The following is a 22,892-nucleotide window of genomic DNA, read 5'->3' as shown; positions in this document are numbered from 1 at the left end:
TTTTACAAGAAAGCAGTTCCCCGCTTCTGGCAGCTGGCGAACTGCTTTCCTGTACTTAATTGATGCTATACACTATAACGCTTCAGACCGAAAGCCTGTTTCGAATTAGAAATTATAGTTCCCTTATTCAGACAATCTCGCTTCAAGCTCAGCTTTTTCTTTTTCGAAGCCCGGTTTGCCGAGCAGCGCAAACATGTTCTTTTTGTAAGCTTCTACGCCCGGTTGATCGAACGGATTTACGCCCAACAGGTAGCCGCTGATACCGCAAGCCTTTTCGAAGAAATAAGCAAGGTAGCCAAAGGAGTAAGGGCTCAAGTCAGGAATATTTACAATCAGGTTTGGTACTTGTCCGTCTGTGTGAGCCAGCAATGTACCTTGGAATGCTTTTTTGTTTACAAAATCCACTGTTTTGCCTGCCAGGAAATTCAGTCCATCCAGATCATCCTCATCTGCTTCGATGGTGATGTGACTAGGTACATTTTCTACTTGGATTACCGTTTCGAAAATGTTACGGCTGCCTTCCTGAATAAATTGTCCCATAGAGTGCAGGTCTGTCGAGAAGTCAACAGAAGCTGGATAAATACCTTTATAATCCTTGCCTTCGCTTTCTCCATACAGCTGTTTCCACCACTCGGATACGAAATGCAAAGACGGCTCATAGTTTACGAGAATTTCAATTGCTTTACCTTTGCGGTACAAAGCGTTACGAACGGCTGCATATTGGTAAGCCTCGTTCTCAGCTACATTCGGGTTGCTGTATTCTTTGGAAGCGTCTGCTGCACCTTGCATCATTTCTTCGATGTTGATGCCTGCTGTAGCAATCGGCAACAAGCCTACTGCTGTCAGCACGGAGTAACGGCCACCCACATCATCAGGAATAATGAAGGATTCATAGCCTTCCTCGTTAGCGAGCTTTTTCAGAGCGCCACGTTCTTTATCCGTTGTAGCGTAAATACGTTTGCGCGCTTCTTCTTTACCATATTTTTTCTCCAGAGCCGCACGGAATACGCGGAAAGCGATAGCTGGCTCGGTTGTTGTACCTGATTTGGAGATGACATTCACAGAGAAGTCTTTTCCTTCAATCAGTTCCAACAGATGATTCACATATGTAGAGCTGATGTTGTTGCCTGCAAAATAGATAGCTGGACCCTTGCGTTGGTCTTTAGGCAGCGCATTGTAGAAAGAATGCGACAGCATTTCAATCGCAGCACGTGCTCCAAGGTAAGAACCGCCAATACCGATTACAATCAATACCTCGGAATCGCTTTGAATTTTAGCAGCAGCCTTTTGGATGCGCGCAAATTCTTCTTTATCATAATTGGTAGGCAGGTCAATCCAACCCAAGAAATCGGAACCTACACCTGTTTGATTGTGCAGTTGCTCATGAGCCAACTTGATGGGCTCTGCAAAATAATCAATTTCGTGCTGCCCTACAAAGGAGAGCGCTTTAGTGTAATCAAAAATAACTTTTTTAGACATGTTTGGAACCTCCTGTTTGGTATTACTAAGACCATGAATACGAACATAAGGACTTAGGAATAGGATACTTTAATTTGCTGAGCCTGACAAGCTTGCGTTACGTGTGTGTCCTGTGCCCTGACAGACCCTGCTGTAGATAGGGTAGCATGCCCATGCTACAATGAACTGAGAGCAATCTGTTTCAATATTCAATTCAAGCCGAACTCGCATCTGCATCGGACGGCAACTTCCAACAAGAAAGGTGATTAGCAATGAAAAACATCGGATTTATCGGACTGGGCACGATGGGCGCCCCGATGGCATCCAATCTGCTAAAGCAGGGATTCGGAGTCACAGTTTATAATCGTACCGCTTCGCGCTGCGAGCCCTTGGTAGAGCAAGGCGCATGTGCAGCTTCAACCCCTCGTGAAGCGGCCGAAGGGCAGCACCTGGTCATTACCATGGTCAGCGATGATCAATCAATACGTGACGTGTATTACGGTCAGGACGGTGTGTTTGCTGGTCTTACGGCTGGTATGACCGTGATGGACAACAGCACAATTTCACCTGAGCTGGTCAAACAATTGGCCGTCGAAGCGGACAAGCTGGGCTGCTCCTTCATTGATGCCCCCGTAACAGGCAGCAAGCCTGCCGCTGTAGATGGAACACTCGTGTTCATGGTCGGCGGTCATGCAGAAGCGATTGCGGCGCAATCAGATGTTTTTGATACCTTGGGCAAAAAGGTGCTCCATATGGGACCAAATGGTAGCGGGGCCGTGGCCAAGCTCGCTCACAATACGATGGTCGGTATAAATAACCTCGCTCTGGCTGAAGGCTTTGCCATCGCAGCTAAATCCGGCATTCCAGCAGACAGCTTCCTAGAATTGGTACAGCTCGGATCGGCAGGTAGCAAGGCCGCTGACCTGAAAGGGCGCAAAATCATCGAGCATGATTTTAGCAACCAATTCTCACTTGCCCTGATGCTCAAGGATTTGAAGCTCGCTGCCTCACTAACAGACAGCCTGTCCATCCCTACGCCTATGTTGTCCATTGCCAAAAGCTTGTTTCAAGCCGGACAAACACAAGGCTATGGCGACGAGGATCTATCTGCTGTTGTAAAGACATACGAAGCATGGATTGGCCGCACCATTGGTGGTCAGCCTATTGAGTAAGCTGTACTTTTCTTTATAACCATGCTGCTGTGTGTTTGTATTTATAACACAGCTTTAGGATAAGAACACTCGGCTTGTAGCTTGAGTGCTCTTATCCTTTTCAGCTCATTATTCCGGATAAGAACAGCAATAATCCGTTACACTTCGTACTTCCAGCTTGAAGGAAGACTTCGCAGGTACATGGAAGGTCGATGTGCCATGTATCTCCAGCCATTCCTCAGTACCTGGAAGCATCACTCTCAGGTCCCCTGCCAAAATCTCCATAATCTCACGGGAATCCGTACCGAACTCGTATGTTCCCGGCAACATAATCCCCAGTGTTACCTTACTACCATCACCTAGGATAACTGTGCGGCTTGTAACCTGACCATCGTAATAAACATTTGCTTTTTTAACTACGCTTACTCCATCGAACTGTGTCATTCGTTATCCCCTCATCTGCTCTCAATGGTGAATGAATATGGTGCATCATAACATAATTTGGATTCGAGCTTCAGTATGAAAATACACACTGTATCTGCGTACTCTATCCACTGATAATTCAAAGACATTTTATCGCAAAAAACAAATGTATGAAACAAACAGCCGTAAGCCTTACTCAGGTTACGACTGTTTGTGATACATGGATTGCCACAGCAGGTAAGTCGTTTGCCAGCAATACACGATCATTGCTTTATGGACAAACTCTTCCTAATTACTGATGCTCCAATGTTTTATTTCAACAATGCTTTGACACGGCTAACAACATTCTCTACTGTAAAGCCGTATTCCTTAATTACACGGTCACCAGGTGCGGATGCGCCAAATGTGCTGATACCGAGAATGTCGCCTTGGTCGCCAACATATTTTTCCCATCCCAGTGGATACGCCATTTCTACAGCCAAACGAGCTTTAACTTCAGGCAGCAGAACGGAATCTTTGTAAGCTTTGTCTTGTTTTTCGAACAGATCCCAGCTTGGGAAGCTGATAACGCGTACTTGAATACCTTCTTCTGCCAGTGCTTCCTGTGCTTTAACAGCCAGTTGTACTTCGGAGCCTGTAGCCAGAATTTGAGCAACCGGTTTGCCGTCTGCTGCATCTGCAACCACATAAGCACCGCGTTTGATACCTTCGCGTGCATGCTCAGCAGTAGCAGCCAGGATTGGCAGGTTTTGACGAGTCAATACCAGTGCAACCGGGTTTTTCTTGTTTTCCAGCGTGTAAGCCCAAGCAGCAGAAGTTTCATTACCATCAGCCGGACGAATGACCGTCAGGTTCGGGATAATACGCAGAGAAGCCAATTGTTCGATCGGCTCATGAGTCGGGCCATCTTCACCAACAGCAATACTGTCGTGAGTCAGAACGTAGGTTACAGGCAATCCCATCAGAGCTGCCAGACGAACGGCTGGACGCAGATAATCTGTAAATACGAAGAATGTACCGCCGAATACTTTTACACCTTGGTGCAACGCCATACCGTTCATCGCAGCAGCCATACCGAACTCGCGGATACCGAAGTAAATATTACGGCCAGCGTAGTCTTCTGGCGTAAAGTTCGTCAGGTTGTTCAAGTGTGTCATTGTGGAGCTTTCCAAGTCAGCAGATCCGCCTGTCAGGAAAGGAACGTTTGGAGCCAATCCGTTCAGTGCATTCCCAGAAGCTACACGAGTTGAAACCGCTTTGTCTTCTGTAGAGTATTTCGGAAGGTCACGATCCCAACCTTCTGGAAGATCGCCGTTTACAGCAGTTTCAAACTGAGCTGCCAAATCAGGGTGAGCCGCTTTGTATTTCGCAAATTGTTCATCCCATGCTTTGTTAGCTGCGATACCGCGCTCTTTTACTTTAGCAAAGTGCTCGCGAACCTCTTGTGGTACATGGAAATCCTCTTCGTATACCCATTTGTAGAATTCTTTAGTCAGTTTAGCTTCTTCTGATCCCAGCGGGGAACCATGAGTACCACCGTGTCCGCCTTTACCTTGTTTGTTCGGGCTTCCGTAACCAATGACTGTTTTTACTTCAATCAATGTAGGACGTGTCGAATCGGCTTGTGCTTCTTCAATTGCTTTTTGGATCGCTGGAAGATCATTTCCATCTTCTACGCGCAGCACTTGCCAGTTGTATGCTTCAAAGCGTTTGGCAACACTTTCGGAAGAGGACAGATTAAGCTTGCCATCCAGTGTAATATCATTGGAATCGAACAATACGATCAGCTTACCCAGTTGAAGGCGACCAGCCAACGAAGCGGCTTCATGCGAAATACCTTCCATTAGATCGCCATCGCCGCAAATAGCATATGTGAAGTGATCCACAACTTTAAAGTCATCTTTATTATATGTTGCACCCAGTTGTGCTTCTGCCATAGCCATACCTACGGACATTGCCAAGCCTTGTCCCAGAGGTCCAGTTGTAGCATCTACACCAGCAGTGTGTCCAAACTCAGGGTGACCCGGTGTAAGGCTGCCCCATTGACGGAATTGCTTCAGCTCTTCCATAGGTAGATCATATCCGCTCAGGTGAAGAAGGCTGTATAGCAACATAGAACCGTGTCCTGCAGACAGTACAAAACGGTCACGGTTCACCCATGTTGGGTGATTTGGGTTATGGTTCATTGTTTTAGCAAAAAGTTGGTAGCCCATTGGCGCGGAGCCCATCGGCATACCAGGGTGTCCCGAATTCGCTTTCTCGATGGCATCAATTGCCAACGTACGGATCGTTGTGATGGACAAATTGTCAATGGTGGAGTTTTCATCCTTTTGAATCGCTTGATTCTGGTCAGTCATGGTTTGCCTCCTCATATTGTATAAAGTATGTCAATTGCATTCCGTCATACTCTCCAATGCTCCCGTCCGATATAGAAACAGGGCTATCGAAGTGAGTGAATCTGCTTGAATGTTTCAATATGACTTATACATTCTTAAGTATTGTACCATTTGCCGTGAAAGTTTGCCAGATCGTTTATAAAGATGATTGTCGAAATGGTCGAATTGTAGTACAGCCCTCATATCAATATACCCGTTATGTATTAACATCATTTAAAAAATAAAGAAATCGCAAAAAAATTTTTATAGGTTCCAGATATAATGCAAATACCTACCCCACACAAAAAAACAAAGCCCATTATGCACTGGGCTTTGTTTAATCTGACATGTAAACTCACAAGTTTTCATGAATTTGAAATTGTTAAGTTCAATTAAAAACGACCGTTTTGTTCTCATGAACCAATATACGATCCTCTGTATGCCACTTCACGGCTCTTGCCAACACGACCCGTTCAATCGTGCGACCGATCCGTTTTAGCTCATTTACATCATCTCCGTGGCTCACCCGCTGCACGTCCTGCTCAATGATCGGACCACCGTCCAATTCTTCGGTTACATAATGCGCAGTAGCACCAATAATTTTCACACCGCGATTATAAGCTTGGGCATACGGCTTGCCACCCACGAATGCAGGTAAAAAGGAATGATGGATATTGATAATCCGGTTGCGGTAATGCTCAATAAACTTAGGCGAAATAATCTGCATATACCGGGCCAAAATGATCACGTCAATCTCTTCGCCAATGACCTCTAGCTGACGACGCTCTGCCTCTGGCTTCGTGTCGGCTGTCACTGGTATATGGTGATACGGAATGCCAAAGGATTCCACATACTCCTTCATATCCGGATGATTACTAACCACCAGTGAAATATCCGCATCCAGGTCCCCTGCCTGCCACTGCCACAGCAATTCTACCAAACAGTGATCTTCTTTGGAAACGAAAATAGCCAATTTTTTCTTGCGGCTGACCGCAGAAATCGTCCACTCCATACGGAATTGCTCGGCAACAGCGACAAAGTCCTGTTCCAATTGCGACTGAGCTGCACTCAAATTAGGCAAATCAAATTCAATCCGCATAAAAAACATACCGCCGGACGGGTCCATTGTATATTGGTCAGATTGGACGATATTGGCCCCATGCTCGTACAAAAAGCGGGACACGGTCGCTACAATACCTGGCCCATCTGGACAAGATACAAGCATGCGCGCACGGTTTTCATGTGTAGATACAGTGCTGTTTGGCTGATGTTTTACGTGAATTTCCATGTAGCTATTAGTCCCCCTTATCTTATACTGTCACAGGCAGATGACTACCGGCAAACCAGGCAATCAACCGTTGATTAATGTGTTCTTCGCTCATCTCTGGAAAGAGTGCTGCTTCCATTATCATGTCATACAGACGCTCCAGCGGCTCACGTGGATCTGCTTTTCTTGCTTTAGCATCATTTTTCAGCAGAGTCCAGGTATCCAGTACAAATTCACGGACATCCACATCCTGTTTTTTGAAAAACGAATGCAACTGTTCCACCTGACTCAAAAACTCATCTCCAAAGCGTTCCTTTACATTTCCGCGAAGCAAGGCAATCTCAACCTCATACATTGGTCGTTGAGTTTTGGCTTCTTTCCCGATCCACGGCGTCTCCAAAATAAACGGACGTCCCTGAAGTGCTTCATGATGTACCACGTTATGAATAGTCTGATAACCAATCCAACCCGATCCAATCGGCGTATGGCGGTCTTTATGAGCGCCAACCGGGTTTTTGCTGTCATTAATGTGAACAACTGCGATGCGATCCAAGCCGACAATACGGTCAAATTGCTCCAGTACACCGTCCAAATCATTGACAATGTCATAACCCGCATCATGAATGTGACAAGTATCCATACAAACCGTTAGACGCTCGTTGCGCTCTACTTTATCTATAATGGAGGCAATTTCCTCAAAGCTACGACCCATTTCTGTGCCCTTGCCTGCCATCGTTTCAAGTGCAATATTGACATCTGTCTCCTTCACACCGTTCAGTACCTCGTTCAAACCATCAGCAATGCGTCCAATTCCGTACTCTGCATCTTTATCTGTAAAAGCCCCCGGATGCAGCACGATATTTTTCACACCAATCGCATGTGTGCGCCGAATTTCCTCCTGTAGAAAACTGACTGCAAGCTCATAGGTATTTTCTTTGTAGGAACCGAGATTGATGATATATGGAGCATGCACCACGATATCTTCCATTCCCTTTTCCGCCATTAGCTGCTTGCCTTCCTCCAAATACATGGACTCCATCGGCTTACGGCGCGTGTTTTGAGGTGCCCCCGTGTATATCATAAACGAGCTGGACCCGTAAGAAGACGCTTCTTTTGTAGCGCTGAGCAGACCCTTGTCCGAGAAGGACACATGAGAACCAATTTTCAGCATGATTTTGATTCATCCCCCTATCCTGTTATGCTTGTCTTATTTTAATTTAATCATTTTAACGTGATTATTGAAATCAAACAACATAGCGTTTATGGCAACTTTTTTAAATGACTCCCTTTATGAAACATACAGGCATAGCACACATCAGAGTAGATGTTATTGAAATGTAGGTAGAATAAAGCGTGAATGGACCTTCTTAGCGTACACAGATATGTTCAATATGAAGCTTTTGTATCAAAAAGGGTTATATTTTATAACAGAACTATTTTTTCGAATTGGAAGGAGAACTGACTCCATGAACATCATCGTATGCGGAGGAACTGGATTGGTGGGGAGTGCGCTGGTCAAAAGCTTGCTAGTTGACGGATATACGGTGAAAGTCATTACCCGCAAGCCGCTGGTTGGACACGAAGCGAGCCCCCGCTTGCAGTATATGAGCTGGAACGAATTAAAACAAAAGCCTGAATTACTAGAAGGTACAGATGCGGTCGTTAATTTAGCAGGTGAGACGCTGAATCAGCGCTGGACGGACAAGTCCAAACAAAGAATTCTTCAATCACGACTGCTTTCCGTTGCCCGGTTGGCTCAAGCGTTGAATGCTCTGCAAAAAAAACCGAAAGTTATCATTCAGGCTTCGGCTGTTGCCGCCTATGGTACCTCCTTGACCGAAACATTTGACGAAAAAAGTCCGCGCCGTTCGGAAGATTTTCTGTCTCAGGTGGTTGAGCAATGGGAGGAAGCTGCCAATGCCTACCCTGCAGATGTCCGTCTAATTAAGTTACGCATCAGCCTAGTGCTGGACAGAAAAAAAGGAGCATTCTCACTCATGAAGATGCCTTACGTCTTCGGATTCGGTGGAAAAATAGGGAGCGGCCATCAATGGATAAGTTGGATTCATATTGCCGATATCGTTCGTCTGATCTCGTATTGCATTCATACACCAGAGATTTCCGGGGCAGTGAACGCTTCATCACCACACCCTATGACGAACGACCAATTTGGGAAAACAGTAGCTAAGGTATATCGTCGTCCACACTGGTTTCCCGTTCCTGGCTTTCTAGTTCAAAAGCTATTGGGTGAGATGAGTACGCTTGTATTAGACGGCCAAAAGGTAATACCGCGTAAAGCGCTGGAGCACGGATTTAAGTTTAAGTATTCTTCACTGAAGGAGGCGCTAGAGGAACTTCATTCTCCTCACAAGCAGCGTTGAATTAAAAAATGAACTCTATGGAGGATAGATAATATCTTTGTATCTCTACCAGCTTAGGGTTCATTTTTGATTTAGACATAATTTATCAATTAAACTTGAGATCTTTGAGTTGCCTTGCTTCAGGCCTATGAATAATCTTCTATTTATAAAAAAGAAGCCCAGAATATAACAGGCCTCTTCTTAACATATATCCATTTAACGTTTACTCAAGATGCATTAGAGGATTTAAAAGAGTCCAATCGATAAGTATAAGAGACTCCAGCGATTTTAAAAGTGTCTCCATCCTGCATGGTATACTCCTTATAAGGCACCATAGGCTCTCCATTCAGCACAGTTCCGTTCGTCGAGGATAAATCCTTTACAATGTGGCTTTGCCCTCCTGTAACTATACAAATCTCAATATGAGAACGAGAAACTCCATCCGTATGCTCTACAAACTGGACCAATTGCGGATCTCTACCGATGATAAAGCTGCCTCCAACGAATTGGTCGGGCTGCAACCGTATGCGCTCGGTTTCTCCACTCCCAGGTAACTTACGATCCAAGCAAGCAATTGGCGAGTGCTGAACAGTTGGACTCTGTATGTCTTGATCTGGACGAAGCAGCACGGTTTCCTGCTTGGATACCGTATTGAGTAGCTCCGTTACCCCGGACAAGGACTTATAATAAGCCTCGCTGGTATCGCTGTCGTCCAATTCATTTCCCGGCGCGGAACCTTTCCTCGAAGGCTCGTGCAAGTCATAATTTGTACTTACTTTCCCTCTATCCTCCGTCGTTCGGCTTCCCATGCTTTTAGGTTCTAAGTCTGGAAAAGTCCAACGCCAGCTCTCCTGTGCTTGATCACTTGAATCAGTTGATGGCTTGTCTTGATGATGGCGTCCCGCTACAAACCCAGTCAGCTTATCTACCTGATAACGGTCATTTTTTCGTTGTGCGGGAGGAGTAGTTCCTAACCATTCCGAATCCAATACAGGTACTGCTTCACTATAAAAATGAGATGAAGCTCGATTGCGCTCTAATTTCCCCGTCCAGCTTATATAAGCAACAGCGACAAGTACCGAAGTCAGCACAATTGAAATAAGCAAGGACACCGTCTCAGGATGATCCAAATAAATATAACGCCAAACAATGGCCGAAGCGAGCAGACATCCGAGAGCAATGTATGTTTTATATTTTTGTAATTTAGGCTCCGCCTGTTCATCTTCCATTTCGTTGTCGGCTCCTAACTCGACATTCTCCTCTGATTTTGTGGACTGCTTGAGTCGATTGACTCGCTTAAGCTCCTGAATTTCCTGCAGAGTCTCCCGATGTTCTTGCCCGTACGTTCTTCCTCCACGATCTGTATCGTTACCCTGTATGGTATGAGAGGAATGAACAGATGATCTACCTTTATCCTGACCGCCGACGCTCTGTTCACTGGCCGTCATCCCTTGCAACAGTAGTTCCTTCAACGCGCCCAACTCAAATTCATTTCTCTCGCATAGATCGAGTATGCGCTGTATAGATTCTCCCTGAGGGTGAGCCACACGAGTCATCAAGCGAATAACCATCTGTTTAAAATAACTACCTGTTTGTTCCGTATACTGTACACTGCACAAAGGAACATAGGTCAAACTGACTCTTTCCCTTGTACCTAAACCGCTTATAAAAATGTAATCCTCGTGCAAAATAAACTGGCGGATATTTAACATATATTGTGGGCTACGATGAAGAGCATCTACTATTTCAAAAAGAATCCGGTAGAAATCAGAAATCGACACATTCCCACCTTTCCATACTTGGGAAAGCATACGTCGCCCCGAAATATCGTAATGTAACTCGATCTGAAAATCGACTTCTTTGATTCTAAGTTCCAGTAGACCGGGAATCCGATTGCCAGTCATCATTCGGGTCTGTACAGAATTTAAATCATCGGTCTTGAGCCCGCCTTCCTTGTTTAGTATCATAAACGTTCCGCCATTACGAACAAAATCCCTACTTAAACCAAACAATTCATGACCTCCTTACAAATTCTTATTCCCTGAGGTAGCATGATCTCACGAATCGGACACGTCATGACAAGAAGTAAAGATAAGCACTGACCGCTCCCGGAATAACTGCTGTCATAAAAGGAAACCTGAGGTGTGCTTCTCTCCCGCTTGTCAGCGCTTTGCCGCTGCGAAACAGGAAAAATCCTCCCAAATTAAACGCCACGCGTCGCAATCTCATGATGGTTTCTCTCCTCCATAGCAAAATCCCTATACCAATAATGCCTGCAAAAAAAATCGAATATAGAGCCGATTGCCATGCAAAAGCAGCTCCTGTCCAGGCTCCAATTAAGCCGAACAGCTTTACATCTCCTGCACCAATTGCTCCCATCCAGTACAAAATCAGCATGAATCCAAAGCCGGTGCCAAGACCAGCAATAGCAAATAAAAAACCGTGCCAACCTCCGAACAGAGTATTGAACAGCAAGCCTACCGCTATGCCGGGCAATGTAAGCTTATTAGGTATTTTCATGCTTCGTAAATCTGTCACTAGCGCGATCGCCAGCAGAACTCCGCACACAATATACATCCACGTCAATGCGATCTTCCCCCTTATAACAATGAAAATTAACAGGCCTGCTAAATCATTTTTCATTGTAGTTATCTCTATATATCTATATCTAGCCTATCCATCAGTTGTCTTCTGCACAGAAAACGGAACCTCAATACGTTGGCCATCCTCCGTTTCAATTACAAAGCTCCATTGACCTGGTGTTGTGTTTGTTCCCACAAACCAGTTCCATTCAACAATCCCGTCTGCATCGGCCGAGGTCCAGCCCAAGTGCTGAGCTGTGCTTTCACCTGACTTATAGAGTACAGAAAGGGCAGCATTCGTCCCAGGTTCAACCTTGGCCTTGATCAAATTGTATACACCCTTCACAGCAGGTTCAGGCTTGACGAGCAACTGTATGGAATGCTGCGCATCCTTCTCCCCTGTTGCATCACCTGTACCTGCTCCCTCTCCTGTATCACCAATCCAAAGACGTTCCTCAGCTGCCGCTTGGAGCACAATGTTGCGATACAAAAAGGGAACCTTCATCGGCAGTTCATACGATAGCTCTACTCTAAAATAAGGGTCCTTAGTTTCTGTAAGAGAGGGTACATGTACGCTCGTTATGTGAATACGGTCATACTCCAGAATACTTTTCTCCATAAAAGGCTTTAGCATCGGCTTCAGAACAGGATCAAGTGCAGCCTCCGTCAAGCGTCCCTGTAACTCCTCCAGCGGCTTTTTGCCGCCTTGAATAGCAGTTTCTACCCAATCACCGATTGGAGGTGGCAGTTGGGCAGCGAATTGGCTTGCATATTCACTCACAGATAACTTAGGAAGTTCATCTAGCGGTTTGTGGACTGCATCTATTTTAGCGGACGCCGCCTCCACGGCTAGAGACACTGGGTAGATTTTAGCCGAAACCTGCTTAACTGTTTCTGAAGCAGTAGTCTGCAAAGCTGTGGAGACCAGTGTCATTTGGACCATATAAATGAGAAAAATAATAAAAAACAAAAACAATGGCAGCACCAATGACGCTTCTAAAACAATACTTCCTTGTTCACGCTGCTTCTGTCCACACACCTGTTGTAGATACTGATTAGTAGGAAAAATGCGCTGTTTTCGTGACATAGTACACACTTCCCTTAATACTCTCGCCTTCTTTGGAGGCGGTTCCGAGCATCTTCATTACTCCAGGTAGAAACCACAGCCTCATCCCATTCTTGACCTCACCCTTTGCATACGTCCGTCGCTCAGCGGGATTGACATCTGTATTCAAGCGAATCAAAGCAAGCATACGAGACATTTTTCGTTCATTATTGCTATGAAGCATCAGGAACAATCGCAAATGATCCTTGTAAGTCATTCGAAATTTCAGAAAGTCAGACAAAGGCACATCCCCTTTTTGTGCCAGCATGATCATATCTTCAATCGCCTTCTCTACTCCATATAACAAAGCTGCCGCCAAAACGACCAACGGGTTACCCTTTGAACTGTTTTTGACCAGTCCCTCCATCGTTCGAATGGCAAGCCTCATAGCAAAAATTTCCGCATAGGCAGATGCCAGGTTACCTGTCGGATTATGAAACCCATACAAAATGTACTCAACTTCCTGATTATTCACCTCCAACTGGTCCCCTAAAATCTGTGCAGCATTACCCACATTTCCACCTGATCCAGCCAAATTGCCAAATCGGCTGAAATCCACATGATGGAAGTAAGAAAGCACATATTCATTCTGGTAAAACTCGTCTCCCAGTTGAGTCAGTAAGTTGGATGCCGCCTCGTATAGACCATCCATACTATCCATGGAATCCCCCGCTGCATCATAGGTGTCATAGGACAAATCAGCGGATACAGATGGACTGGATGAAGACTGATTAAAAGAAATACTTTCATTGTAATACTGCTCCACCACTCGGAATTGCTCAGCACTTTGTTTACCTTTAGAAAGAACCTCAATGATCCGATAAGCTTGCTTGAGCTTGTTTTTCGCCTCTTTTTCCATTTTCTTGCGTTCTTTGTCCGGTCCGCGTCGCGTATCCATCGTTCTAGCCTCACCATCGAGAACATTGGCGGGTCCCGCCCAAGCATACGTATTTAAGTATCTATCTATCTCCTTGAGCGTTGAAGCAACTTCTTGCTTGAGCATGTCTGCATTCAAAAATGGATCTGTATAGAAAGATAGCGTACGCATCATACTCGTTACTCTATTGTTAGCAGCATTTATTGCAGTCCGTTGCTTTTCGATTTCTGCTTCCCATTGCTCAAATTCATTGTTCGGAACCAACAAATCCTCTGCCCTTTGCCGGGCACTGCCTACAGACGGATCGGCGTTGGAGCCTGCTCCGCTTGGGGGGGGGGCTGCGGAAACCTCGTCATAACCTGCATTGGCCGCTCTCTGTTTATATTGGACAATGACTTTGCGCATTTCTTCATTAATTTGCCGAGCTTCATTCAAAGGTTCCTTGGCTTCCAGAAGCAGCTTATCATGCTCCTCTCCAGTCTGAACCATGACCTGTCGCAGGCGATCCAGCGCTATCCTTGCCCTTCTTGCATATTTCTCCATCTGCATGATTTTAACATCGTCCACACTCTTCTTGTTGTCCTCATATACATGCACGTAATGCTTATATTGAGCAGCAATGTCGGCTACAACTTCAAGTGGGTCCCATATATACTGATTGGGCATATATGTCCCACTCTGTTTAATAATCCGTTTGCGAACCTCTTCCATATAAGCTCCTGCCTTACGCTGTTTCTCCAGCATGTCATCCAGTTTGGCCTCTCGTCTGTCGTACAGCTTTTGCAGCCGTTTCAGTAAATCTACCGTGTGTGAAGCCTCCTTCATATTTTGAGAGAGCGGCTTTAGCTTTTCTAGCACTTCCATCGTAAAATCGACAGGTGCTTTATACTTCATCTCTTCACGGATTTGCTCGTTAAATATGGCATATTTACCAAGCTCCCTTTCCATTTGCAGTGAACTGGAATCCAGCTTCATATTCATTAGCGGCAGCGTTTCCGCGCGCGCCGTACGCCGTGTACTGTCATTCAGCACTTTGACTATTATTTGTTCTCCGCCACCTTCACCATAAGCAAACAAACCGTATTCCTGCTGTAATGCCGGGTCATAAGCAGACATCACTGACCGAACCGCCGCATGGGTCAGCCGTTCAGTCTGTACATGCAGCGCAGCAATTCTCGCATAATCAATAAATACAGCAATAAAACCAAACATGACCGCCAAAATCAGAATGAGGAAAACCGTGACAGCCCCTGATTCCCTGTCCTTTGTATTACGTCCCTTACCAAACACCCGCTTCCTCCTTTCCAGTTACATTCCCGTTACCTACTCCTTACTGACCGTTTTGCCCATATTGCATCAATACTTTCCCTACAATTGCCGGATCTACCTTTTCACCTGAGCCTCTCCCCATAAACTTCGCACCATAATAACGGACCAATTCCACTGTACGAATCCATTCCACAGGTTCCACCACACCCGAGCTCATTTTTCCTTGTAAATCTGTATGATCTAAAAACTGATTCAACAAAGGTACCTCCACGATTTTATTTAGCTCAGTGATCACCTTACGGTGAATCATACTGTTCTCATATGTCATCTGCCCATGCATGCCCACAGGCATTCTATTTTCTGCATTGGACAACTTCTGAGCAGGTAACGAGCCTCCTTCATTGCCGCCCGGTACCTGTACAGTTTCCTGATTATTGGCTCCGGCCCAGCCAAACAGGGCGCCTAACATAACATCATCCTTCAAGCGCCAATAGAGAGAATCCCGTTGCCCTTGCGCAAATGCTCCCGTACGTGGGTCCTTAAAGCTGTTATCCCAACTGTAAGCGGCTCTTTCCGAAGCAGTAGAAGCAACCTGCACCAATATAGATTTTTGATATATATACAGGCAAAAAAATAACATTATAAAAATGACCAACAGCAGAATGGGAAAGACGAGGGAAGCCTCCAAGGAGAAGCTCCCGTCCTCTTTTTGTACCAATTTGCGCAGCATTATGAATCCATAAAGTCGTTACTTTTTTTATCTGCCTTTTTCAACAGCCCTTCTACAATTTTCTTAATCTGATCTTTAAAGATAATCGCCACCGCAATCAGAATCGCAATGATCAAGATCATTTCTAACGTCCCCAAACCATCCTCATTCTTGTACAATTTACGAATACTACCTGCTACAATTGTCATCATCATTTTATTCCTCCTACATATTCATCATCATTAAAGCCGGAGCACCCACCAGCACAATGACCGTTAGCAAAATTAGTGCCATCGGGAAGACTAACTTTGAAGAAGCCTGTTCCCCTCTTGTGCGGCTAATTGAAGTCCGCTTGCTCCATAACGTCTGAGATAACTCACGTAAAGCCATTACAAAATCGCTCCCACCACGCCTCATATTCAATAAAACTGTCGTTGTAAATATCGTCACTTCTTGAATACCACAACGTTTGCTCAGATGTTCAAATGCCTGTTGAAAGGAATAGCCACTTTCCCATTCCCCCACTGTCTGCCGCAATTCCCGATACAATGGATGTACCGTATCCGCCCCTTTACGTTCCACGCAATGAAGCAAAGCCCGTTGTACCGTCTCTCCCGCACCAACTAGAAGCATCATTTTACTCAATAATTCAGGCAATTCCATTAAGATTTGCTGATCCCGCTTCTGTACTTTCCCGTGTAAATCCTTGACCAGCGCAACTGGCACCAGAATACCGAGCCCCAAGCCAAGCACCAGCCCAGTCGCTTCCCCGCCCATCATAAGCGATATTAAAGCTCCACCAGCAGCCACCATATATCCGTAACCCAACATTTCTGCCAGAAAAAGCATCGTTTTTTCTCCGCTGTGGCGCATACCATACAGCTTCTGTATCGAACGCTGTAGCTTGAACATCAGCAAAGGCAGCCTATGAGTGGCACGTGAAACATGAAGCATGTGTACAAAAGGCACCGAAAGTTTTTGCAGCCGCATTCCTTCCAGTTTCATATGGCGAAAATGTGCATACTTAGCAGCGTACATTTGGTTCAGCACCACCCAACCTCCCACTTGCAGAACCAGCATGACCAGACAAACCAACATCACCACACCCATCACTCCTTACACCTCAATCTTCATAATGTGGTTGATCCACACGAGACAACCACCAAGCACCAGAAGACAAAAGGTTGATAAAATCCTACCTGTACCGCTGTATAACGGCATCATGTAGTCTCCCGCTGTCACTGTCATAAACAAAACAAACAAAAAAGGTGCTGCAAACATAACCCTTGATTCAAAGCGCTTCTGCGCAATCATTACACCGATCTCCTGCTGAATTTCCAGCTTCTCCCCAATGACACTTGAAGCCCGTCGTACGACTTCCACCAGATCACCTCCGGTTCGTTTGCAAGCCGCAAATACGTCCGCAAAATTCGTAATATCCTCCATCTGGGCCCGACGAGCCAAATCCTGCAAAGCAGCCTCTACAGGCTGTCCGATTTCAAGGCAGGCTGTAATAATGTTAAATTCAAAAATCAGATCGTGATCTCCATCTGGACTAAGCAACCTCAAATCCTCTACAGCCTCACGAAACCCATTCTCCACCGACCTTCCCGCTGAAAGAGAAGAAGAAAGCGAGTATAAAGCCTGCTTGAATTGAATGCTTAAAGCAGACCTACGTCGTTGCAGCAAAAACTTTCTAAAATAACGAGGCATCACCACAGCTCCAGCAGCACACAGCAACGATAATATCCATTGGTGATAAAATAGATATCCGATCATCGCGAACAACACTCCACTAAAGAGAATGCACATACTTTTTTGTACAGTCGATAAGGTATACACCGTATAATTCGGCAGAGAAGGGACCTCACGCGACACTTGCTTGCCAGTCGCCTTTTCTGTTCTCATGCCGATACTCCTTCTCTGTGCCAGCTTTCCGGCTTGATTCCGGCCATTTGCAGCTTCAATGTATGTTGCAGCCCCACACCACAACGCTCCAGTTCCCCTACGATTTGTCCTTTACTTTCTCCGCGTTCCTGGAAGCGATAAAGGGGATTCAATCTTACCTCACCATTCTCAAAGCCAATCACTTCGCTAATTTCCAGCACCCTTCTGGATTTGTCACGTAGTCGTGACAGATGAACGAATATATCAATGGCCGAGCTGATCTGTTGCCGTACTACTCCAAGCGGAAGCTCTGCTCCTCCGAGTACCATCGTTTCCAGCCGGCTGACCATATCGCGGATATTATTCGCGTGCCCAGTTGATAAGCTTCCATCGTGTCCTGTGTTCATCGCTTGCAGCATATCCAACGCCTCACTCCCTCTGACCTCACCCACCACGATGCGATTGGGCCGCATACGCAGGGAGGAACGAATCAGATCACGAATCGTGATTTCTCCCTTTCCCTCGGTGTTCGCGTTCCGTGTTTCCATGGAAACCAGGTTGGGGACAGTCACAATTTGCAGCTCTGCCGAATCTTCAATCGTAATAATCCGTTCAGACGAAGGGATGAACTGGGATAATGCATTCAGAAAAGTTGTTTTACCAGAACCCGTTCCACCGCTTATAAAAATGTTGTACTTGCTACGTACCAAGTCTTTGAGCATAGCGGCGGCTTCTGTATTGAGCGCACCTATTCGTATCAAATCATCCATCGTCATGGGACGCTCGGGGAACTTCCGTATGGTCATTGTCGGCCCCTTGAGAGCAACTGGCGGCAGCACAATATTCACACGTGATCCGTCCTTTAATCGGGCATCCACAATGGGAGAAGCCTCATTCACAATTCGGTTCACCCCGGCTACAATCGTCTGGATCAAATCCTCCAGTCGTTCGCGGGATTCGAATTGATCGGGCACCTGAATCACCTCACCTGCCCGCTCCACAAAGATTTCCCGATGACTGTTGATCATGATTTCCGTAACGGTCGGGTCATCAATCAATGGCTGGAGCACATCCAACCCACGGAAAGAGTTGAAAATTTTGCGGACAAGTGCATGCTTCTCTCGGGAAGTTAAGCTCGCTAGCTCTACGTCGTGTAAAATTCGCTTTTCGATATGCCGTACTAGATCTGTATCCTTTACTGAGGACGTTACGTCCAGCCCGTTACGAATATCTGCGCGCAATGCCTTAAATTGTTCCTCATTCATGTTCATCATCCCCTTAAGACCAAGCAGCCGTCGACTGTGCAGCGCTCTCCATATCCAGCAGCTCGCGGCACAAATGGCGGATTTCCCGCTGATAAATCGGTGAACTTAGCAGCAGTTCACGATGCTGCATCTGTTTCCATGAAGGTATATAGGGTAACGCACCGTTCAGCTCCATAAAGTCACGAGGTAACGAGTTGATCATAGTTCCCATGTAGCGGTTCACCACAAAGCTGGTTTTGCATATCATGGCTTCAAGCCCCTCAGGCTGCGTAGTTTCTAAAACATCCAGCCATAATCCGCACTTGTGCATACTCATTAAATCGTCAGCGAGCAACCAGATTAGCTTATGACTAGCTTCAAACACGGCTTGAGCCCGCTCACCATGTTCAGAATCGCTATCTACGATCACTACATCATATTGCCCGCTTTCACCAATCGTTCGAATGAGCTCTTTCGCTTCAACACAAGTCATATCCGTCAATTCCTTGCGATTATAGACAGGTTGAAACGTATCAGCCTGAATTTCAGCACGACGTACACAATAGGAAGCCACAGATAACGAAGTACCCTTATTTCCCTCCGACTTGAGGTCATACAGTAGTCTGGACAGTCCTTCTCTTTCTCCTTGTGCTCCGCTAGAACTGTCTGAACCAGTAAACAACGAGCTTGAATCCACCGTTTCCAGATTCAAATAAAATACCGAATATCCCTCATTCCCCAGTTGCTTGGACAGATTGAGCGCGGCCGTTGTCTTGCCCAATCCGCCTGAAGCTGCCACCATGCCGATAATCATTCCACCTTCCCGACTGTTTACGCTTTTCCGACCATTCGACCTCTGTCTCGCCGTTTCCAAAATAAAACCGACCAGCTCAGATAAAGGCTGATATTTTAATACAGGCTGCCCATATTCGCTTACTTGTTCTCCCTCATGTAATACCAAACAAGGAATATCTGCATCTTCCCGAGCTGTCCATAGACTCAGAAAAGACATTTCACCTACTACCACATCTGGCCTTTTCATTCCGCTGGTTTCCATCATGTATTGATGAAATGCCTCCGGCTGCGAAAAAGCCGTTATTCTGAGCCTTCTGGCGTACTCGCTTCCGTGAACATAATTCAGCAGAGGCTCAATATAATCCCGACCTTCTACGGCCAATACCACTTTTACCGGAACCAATACGCTCATCCCCTTTCCCAACACAACAACGCAAAAAAGCACCGTTCATCCATCCGTAAGTACATACGGTTGGTGAACGGTGCTTCCGTCACGTGCAATCTATTTACTGGTAGAATAGCATAGCACCTATGTTAGAGCAAGTATTTTTTGCGCACGTATTTTCCTAGAATCCTGGTACTAGGAGAAGGCGGGCAAGTCTAGCCCCGCCTCCTACGATCTTCAACTTAGTAGAATTTGTGGTGACGACGATGACAGTCATGATGGCGATGATGACGATGATGACGACGTTTCCGGCAATGACATTTCTTATCAAAGTCTTCATGTTTCCAGTGATCACGTTTAAATTTTGGTTTAAACTTAATGACAGTCACCTTAATGATTTTCTTAAAAACACGTTTTTTTGGCTTTGGAAAATGACAATCATGTTTACGATGTTTATACATTCAAACTCGCCTCCATTTCTTTGAGATAGAATATACTATGGAAGCAGTGAACAACCGGTAACCAGCATATGACTATTTATGAATGGATTGGGCATTTTAATAATCTGTCTCCAGCTTAATATCCGGATCATAATCCGCCACGATAAGAACATCCATATGACGTGCTTGACGGAGAATCCTCGGCACGACCGCACTCTTCCCCCAACAGCTACTTCGGGAAGACTGCCCCACAATGAGCTGCGTGCCTGAATATCCTTCCACTGGAGCAATCAAAATGTCGGCAATCTCGCGGCGGCTGGAAACAAGCCGAATTTCAAAGGTTCCCCCCAGTCGGTGGGTCAGCAACTTTAGTTGTTCCAGACGAGGGAGTAACCTCTCCGTTATACGCTCACCAACATGAACATAAGTCACAATCCATACAGCCTTTAGGCGAAAGGCGATCCGAAAACCGCGGCGAATCAACCGTTCAGCATTTTCGCTTAGCGTCACGCCTACAAAAATCACTTCCTCCCTGCGCCACGGTCCCCGAAGTGACTCATGCCGATCCCAGGATTCCAGCCGCTCATCTACATCATCTGCCAATTCCCGCAAAGCAAGTTCACGCAGCGCAATTAGATTACCCAGCTTAAAAAAGTGGCTAAGTGCCTGCTCCACCTTTGCACGATCGTAAATTTTGCCTTCACGCATACGCTGCTGTAACGATTTGGGAGCCACATCCACAAGCTGTACTTCATCGGCCAGACGCATCATATGGTCGGGGACAGTCTCTCTCACCCGAATGCCAGTAATTTGTTCTACGGCGTCATTCAAGCTCTCCAGGTGCTGCACATTCATTGTGGATATAACAGAAATACCTTGCTCCAAAATGGCCAGTACATCCTCATAACGTTTAAATTTCAGACTTCCCGGAACATTGGTATGTGCCAGCTCGTCAATTAGCACTACCTCAGGATTACGCCTGAGAATGGCTTCAGTGTCCATCTCTTCCAAATGTGCACCATGACGCTCGATGGACTGGCGGGGTATCATCTCCAGAGAGCCTACCTGGGCTAGTGTTTCTGCTCTTCCGTGCGTTTCCAGCAATCCGATCACCACATCAATCCCGCTTTCCAGCAGATCATTTCCCTCTCTCAGCATGGTGTATGTTTTGCCGACCCCCGGAGCAGCACCAATGTATACTTTGAGCTTGCCCCTAAGGATTTTGGCTTCCTCAGCCTGTACTTCCTCAACACTCAAACGATGATACGGGTCAGTATCTCCTTCCTCCTGTCTCATCGTTGGCAAAATCCGTTCACCCTCCTGCTCGGCTCGGTCCGCAATCAACAGCAGGTCCATATTTTTCATTCGTTTTAAAATTCCGTTCACCAGTGATCCTCTAACCAGTTCCTGCCATGGAGTCTGACGAGAATGACCCATAACAATTCGGGTAACATTGTGAGTCACCGCATAATGGATAAGTTGACGTGGTAGCCTTCTACGGGAAAGGAGCGGGATTTCTTCAAATGTCGATCCGATCTTGTCAGCCAACTGCTCAATGGAGCGCTTGAAGGCTGCTGATTCCTTGGACAACTTGCTATTCGAGCTGACAAAGGAGACCACCAGCATATCTCCACCCAACCGCTTGGCCACCTGTTCCCCCCTGCGTACATAAATGGACCCATTCCAATGATACTGGACAGGCACCAAAATACGCTCTGCTGCTCCTGACGCCCCGTGTAAGCCTAGCTCCTCCCGGTGACGTTCCAGCGAATCATTCACATCCTCTGCCACCAATCGCAGAGCGAGCTCACGCAATTTACCCAGATTTCCCCGGTGAAACATCTCAGGATTGGGCGTATGCATGTAACCTTTCGCCAGCCGTTCCAGAATCATCTCCGGGGTGGCATCAATTAAACGAATTTCATCCGCTAGCTCCAATGTATCAACCGGAACCGTATACTCCGCTTCAAAGCCTGTCAGCTGATATACCCACTCCGTGATCCCTTCGAGTTCATAAACATTGACCGTCGTAATGACGCTAATTCCCATCTCCAGCAAATAGCGTATATCCTCCAACCTTGTTGGAAATGAGGCGTCTTTTCGGTTATGATGTGCCAAATGATCCACCAGCACCACCTCAGGATTTCGTGCCACCAAAGCTTCCACATTCAGATCCTTTTGCTCCTCGCCATCCTTCATCCAATGAATACTGGGTACTCGCTCTAGGGAACCGACCTGTTCCAAGGTCTCACGCCGCTGCAGAGTCGATACCGCACAAATTACAACATCAATCCCTTCATGCTGCAGCGATTGTCCCTCCTGCAGCATATGATACGTTTTGCCCGAGCCACTGACCGCACCAATGTATATTTTGAGTCTGCCTCGATGCAGTTTGTTAATGGAATCCAGTATTTCCTCTGGTGATTTACGTTTGAAGCTCTCCAATTTCGTTCCTCCCCGCAGCGTAACAGCTCGTTCCGAACCCTTTTGTGTGGTTGTAAAGAATGTACTCCCGTGTCCCGGTTAATTCAAGATGACCCAACAAGCTTGCTTCAAAAAAAGCAG

Annotated in this window: 18 protein-coding genes; 2 read left to right on the top strand and 16 right to left on the bottom strand. The window is 46.1% G+C overall.

The genetic code is table 11. The features are described 5' to 3' along the window. Positions 1-123: 123 nt before the first annotated feature. A complete protein-coding gene (locus tag ACUC6J_RS06675; protein WP_013369975.1) occupies positions 124-1,479 on the bottom strand; it encodes a glucose-6-phosphate isomerase in 1,356 nt (451 codons plus the stop codon). 251 nt (positions 1,480-1,730) lie between these two features. On the opposite strand from ACUC6J_RS06675, the gene ACUC6J_RS06670 reads away from it, so the two are divergent. Continuing rightward, entirely contained in the window at positions 1,731-2,630 is a 900-nt protein-coding gene (locus ACUC6J_RS06670) for an NAD(P)-dependent oxidoreductase (protein WP_447249955.1), read from the top strand. A 108-nt stretch (positions 2,631-2,738) separates the two neighbouring features. Here the strand turns inward: ACUC6J_RS06670 and ppnP are convergent, their stop codons facing one another. From ppnP to ACUC6J_RS06650, 4 genes are all read right to left on the bottom strand, one after another. After that, a complete protein-coding gene (ppnP, locus tag ACUC6J_RS06665; RefSeq protein ID WP_016820673.1) occupies positions 2,739-3,053 on the bottom strand; it encodes a pyrimidine/purine nucleoside phosphorylase in 315 nt (104 codons plus the stop codon). A gap of 290 nt (positions 3,054-3,343) precedes the next feature. Further along, complete coding sequence (tkt, locus tag ACUC6J_RS06660) at positions 3,344-5,389, bottom strand: transketolase (RefSeq protein ID WP_016820674.1); 2,046 nt, start codon at positions 5,387-5,389, stop codon at positions 3,344-3,346. Positions 5,390-5,795: 406 nt separating this feature from the next. Continuing rightward, a complete protein-coding gene (gene purU / locus ACUC6J_RS06655; protein WP_025364333.1) occupies positions 5,796-6,695 on the bottom strand; it encodes a formyltetrahydrofolate deformylase in 900 nt (299 codons plus the stop codon). Positions 6,696-6,717: 22 nt separating this feature from the next. Beyond that, on the bottom strand, positions 6,718-7,845 hold the full coding sequence (locus ACUC6J_RS06650; protein ID WP_016820676.1) for a deoxyribonuclease IV: 1,128 nt from the start codon (positions 7,843-7,845) through the stop codon (positions 6,718-6,720). A 295-nt stretch (positions 7,846-8,140) separates the two neighbouring features. On the opposite strand from ACUC6J_RS06650, the gene ACUC6J_RS06645 reads away from it, so the two are divergent. Further along, positions 8,141-9,055: a TIGR01777 family oxidoreductase gene (locus ACUC6J_RS06645; RefSeq protein ID WP_447249954.1), complete on the top strand. Its 915-nt coding sequence runs from the start codon at positions 8,141-8,143 to the stop codon at positions 9,053-9,055. Between the two features lie 206 nt (positions 9,056-9,261). Here the strand turns inward: ACUC6J_RS06645 and ACUC6J_RS06640 are convergent, their stop codons facing one another. From ACUC6J_RS06640 to ACUC6J_RS06590, 11 genes are all read right to left on the bottom strand, one after another. After that, on the bottom strand, positions 9,262-11,046 hold the full coding sequence (locus ACUC6J_RS06640) for a DUF6382 domain-containing protein (RefSeq protein ID WP_447249953.1): 1,785 nt from the start codon (positions 11,044-11,046) through the stop codon (positions 9,262-9,264). A 61-nt stretch (positions 11,047-11,107) separates the two neighbouring features. Beyond that, positions 11,108-11,620 (bottom strand): A24 family peptidase, encoded by a 513-nt coding sequence (locus ACUC6J_RS06635; RefSeq protein ID WP_013369967.1) that lies wholly within the window; start codon positions 11,618-11,620, stop codon positions 11,108-11,110. Between the two features lie 87 nt (positions 11,621-11,707). Then, a complete protein-coding gene (locus ACUC6J_RS06630; RefSeq protein WP_447249952.1) occupies positions 11,708-12,703 on the bottom strand; it encodes a pilus assembly protein in 996 nt (331 codons plus the stop codon). Next, on the bottom strand, positions 12,672-14,888 hold the full coding sequence (locus ACUC6J_RS06625) for a hypothetical protein (RefSeq protein WP_447249951.1): 2,217 nt from the start codon (positions 14,886-14,888) through the stop codon (positions 12,672-12,674). Before ACUC6J_RS06625 ends, ACUC6J_RS06630 begins: the two co-directional genes overlap by 32 nt. A gap of 40 nt (positions 14,889-14,928) precedes the next feature. Next, positions 14,929-15,597, bottom strand: a complete 669-nt coding sequence (locus ACUC6J_RS06620) for a TadE/TadG family type IV pilus assembly protein (protein WP_031463123.1) — start codon at positions 15,595-15,597, stop codon at positions 14,929-14,931. After that, entirely contained in the window at positions 15,597-15,791 is a 195-nt protein-coding gene (locus tag ACUC6J_RS06615; RefSeq protein WP_016820682.1) for a Flp1 family type IVb pilin, read from the bottom strand. The genes ACUC6J_RS06620 and ACUC6J_RS06615 overlap by 1 nt, the downstream gene beginning before the upstream one ends. Positions 15,792-15,801: 10 nt before the next feature. Then, positions 15,802-16,686 carry a type II secretion system F family protein gene (locus tag ACUC6J_RS06610; RefSeq protein WP_017426547.1) on the bottom strand — a complete coding sequence of 295 codons (885 nt, stop codon included), beginning with the start codon at positions 16,684-16,686 and terminating at the stop codon, positions 15,802-15,804. Positions 16,687-16,692: 6 nt separating this feature from the next. Beyond that, positions 16,693-17,484: a type II secretion system F family protein gene (locus ACUC6J_RS06605; protein WP_017426546.1), complete on the bottom strand. Its 792-nt coding sequence runs from the start codon at positions 17,482-17,484 to the stop codon at positions 16,693-16,695. Next, positions 17,481-18,728 carry a CpaF family protein gene (locus ACUC6J_RS06600; RefSeq protein WP_017426545.1) on the bottom strand — a complete coding sequence of 416 codons (1,248 nt, stop codon included), beginning with the start codon at positions 18,726-18,728 and terminating at the stop codon, positions 17,481-17,483. The genes ACUC6J_RS06605 and ACUC6J_RS06600 overlap by 4 nt, the downstream gene beginning before the upstream one ends. Positions 18,729-18,741: 13 nt before the next feature. Next, positions 18,742-19,914, bottom strand: coding sequence for a ParA family protein (locus ACUC6J_RS06595; protein ID WP_340864430.1), 1,173 nt, complete (start codon positions 19,912-19,914; stop codon positions 18,742-18,744). Between the two features lie 530 nt (positions 19,915-20,444). Further along, on the bottom strand, positions 20,445-22,772 hold the full coding sequence (locus ACUC6J_RS06590) for a histidine kinase (RefSeq protein ID WP_447249950.1): 2,328 nt from the start codon (positions 22,770-22,772) through the stop codon (positions 20,445-20,447). Positions 22,773-22,892: the final 120 nt, after the last annotated feature.

The organism is Paenibacillus sp. JJ1683, assembly GCF_053006485.1.
This window is presented reverse-complemented; position numbering and strand designations above follow the sequence as displayed.

Coding starts and splice junctions, on each gene's coding strand:
- ACUC6J_RS06595 (WP_340864430.1), bottom strand. CDS start 19,914: ATGAGCGTATTGGTTCCGGTAAAAGTGGTATTGGCCGTAGAAGGTCGG.
- ACUC6J_RS06630 (WP_447249952.1), bottom strand. CDS start 12,703: ATGTCACGAAAACAGCGCATTTTTCCTACTAATCAGTATCTACAACAG.
- ACUC6J_RS06605 (WP_017426546.1), bottom strand. CDS start 17,484: ATGAGAACAGAAAAGGCGACTGGCAAGCAAGTGTCGCGTGAGGTCCCT.
- ACUC6J_RS06670 (WP_447249955.1), top strand. CDS start 1,731: ATGAAAAACATCGGATTTATCGGACTGGGCACGATGGGCGCCCCGATG.
- ACUC6J_RS06600 (WP_017426545.1), bottom strand. CDS start 18,728: ATGAATGAGGAACAATTTAAGGCATTGCGCGCAGATATTCGTAACGGG.
- ACUC6J_RS06675 (WP_013369975.1), bottom strand. CDS start 1,479: ATGTCTAAAAAAGTTATTTTTGATTACACTAAAGCGCTCTCCTTTGTA.
- ppnP (WP_016820673.1), bottom strand. CDS start 3,053: ATGACACAGTTCGATGGAGTAAGCGTAGTTAAAAAAGCAAATGTTTAT.
- ACUC6J_RS06610 (WP_017426547.1), bottom strand. CDS start 16,686: ATGGGTGTGGTGATGTTGGTTTGTCTGGTCATGCTGGTTCTGCAAGTG.
- ACUC6J_RS06615 (WP_016820682.1), bottom strand. CDS start 15,791: ATGATGATGACAATTGTAGCAGGTAGTATTCGTAAATTGTACAAGAAT.
- purU (WP_025364333.1), bottom strand. CDS start 6,695: ATGGAAATTCACGTAAAACATCAGCCAAACAGCACTGTATCTACACAT.
- ACUC6J_RS06645 (WP_447249954.1), top strand. CDS start 8,141: ATGAACATCATCGTATGCGGAGGAACTGGATTGGTGGGGAGTGCGCTG.
- ACUC6J_RS06620 (WP_031463123.1), bottom strand. CDS start 15,597: ATGCTGCGCAAATTGGTACAAAAAGAGGACGGGAGCTTCTCCTTGGAG.
- tkt (WP_016820674.1), bottom strand. CDS start 5,389: ATGACTGACCAGAATCAAGCGATTCAAAAGGATGAAAACTCCACCATT.
- ACUC6J_RS06650 (WP_016820676.1), bottom strand. CDS start 7,845: ATGCTGAAAATTGGTTCTCATGTGTCCTTCTCGGACAAGGGTCTGCTC.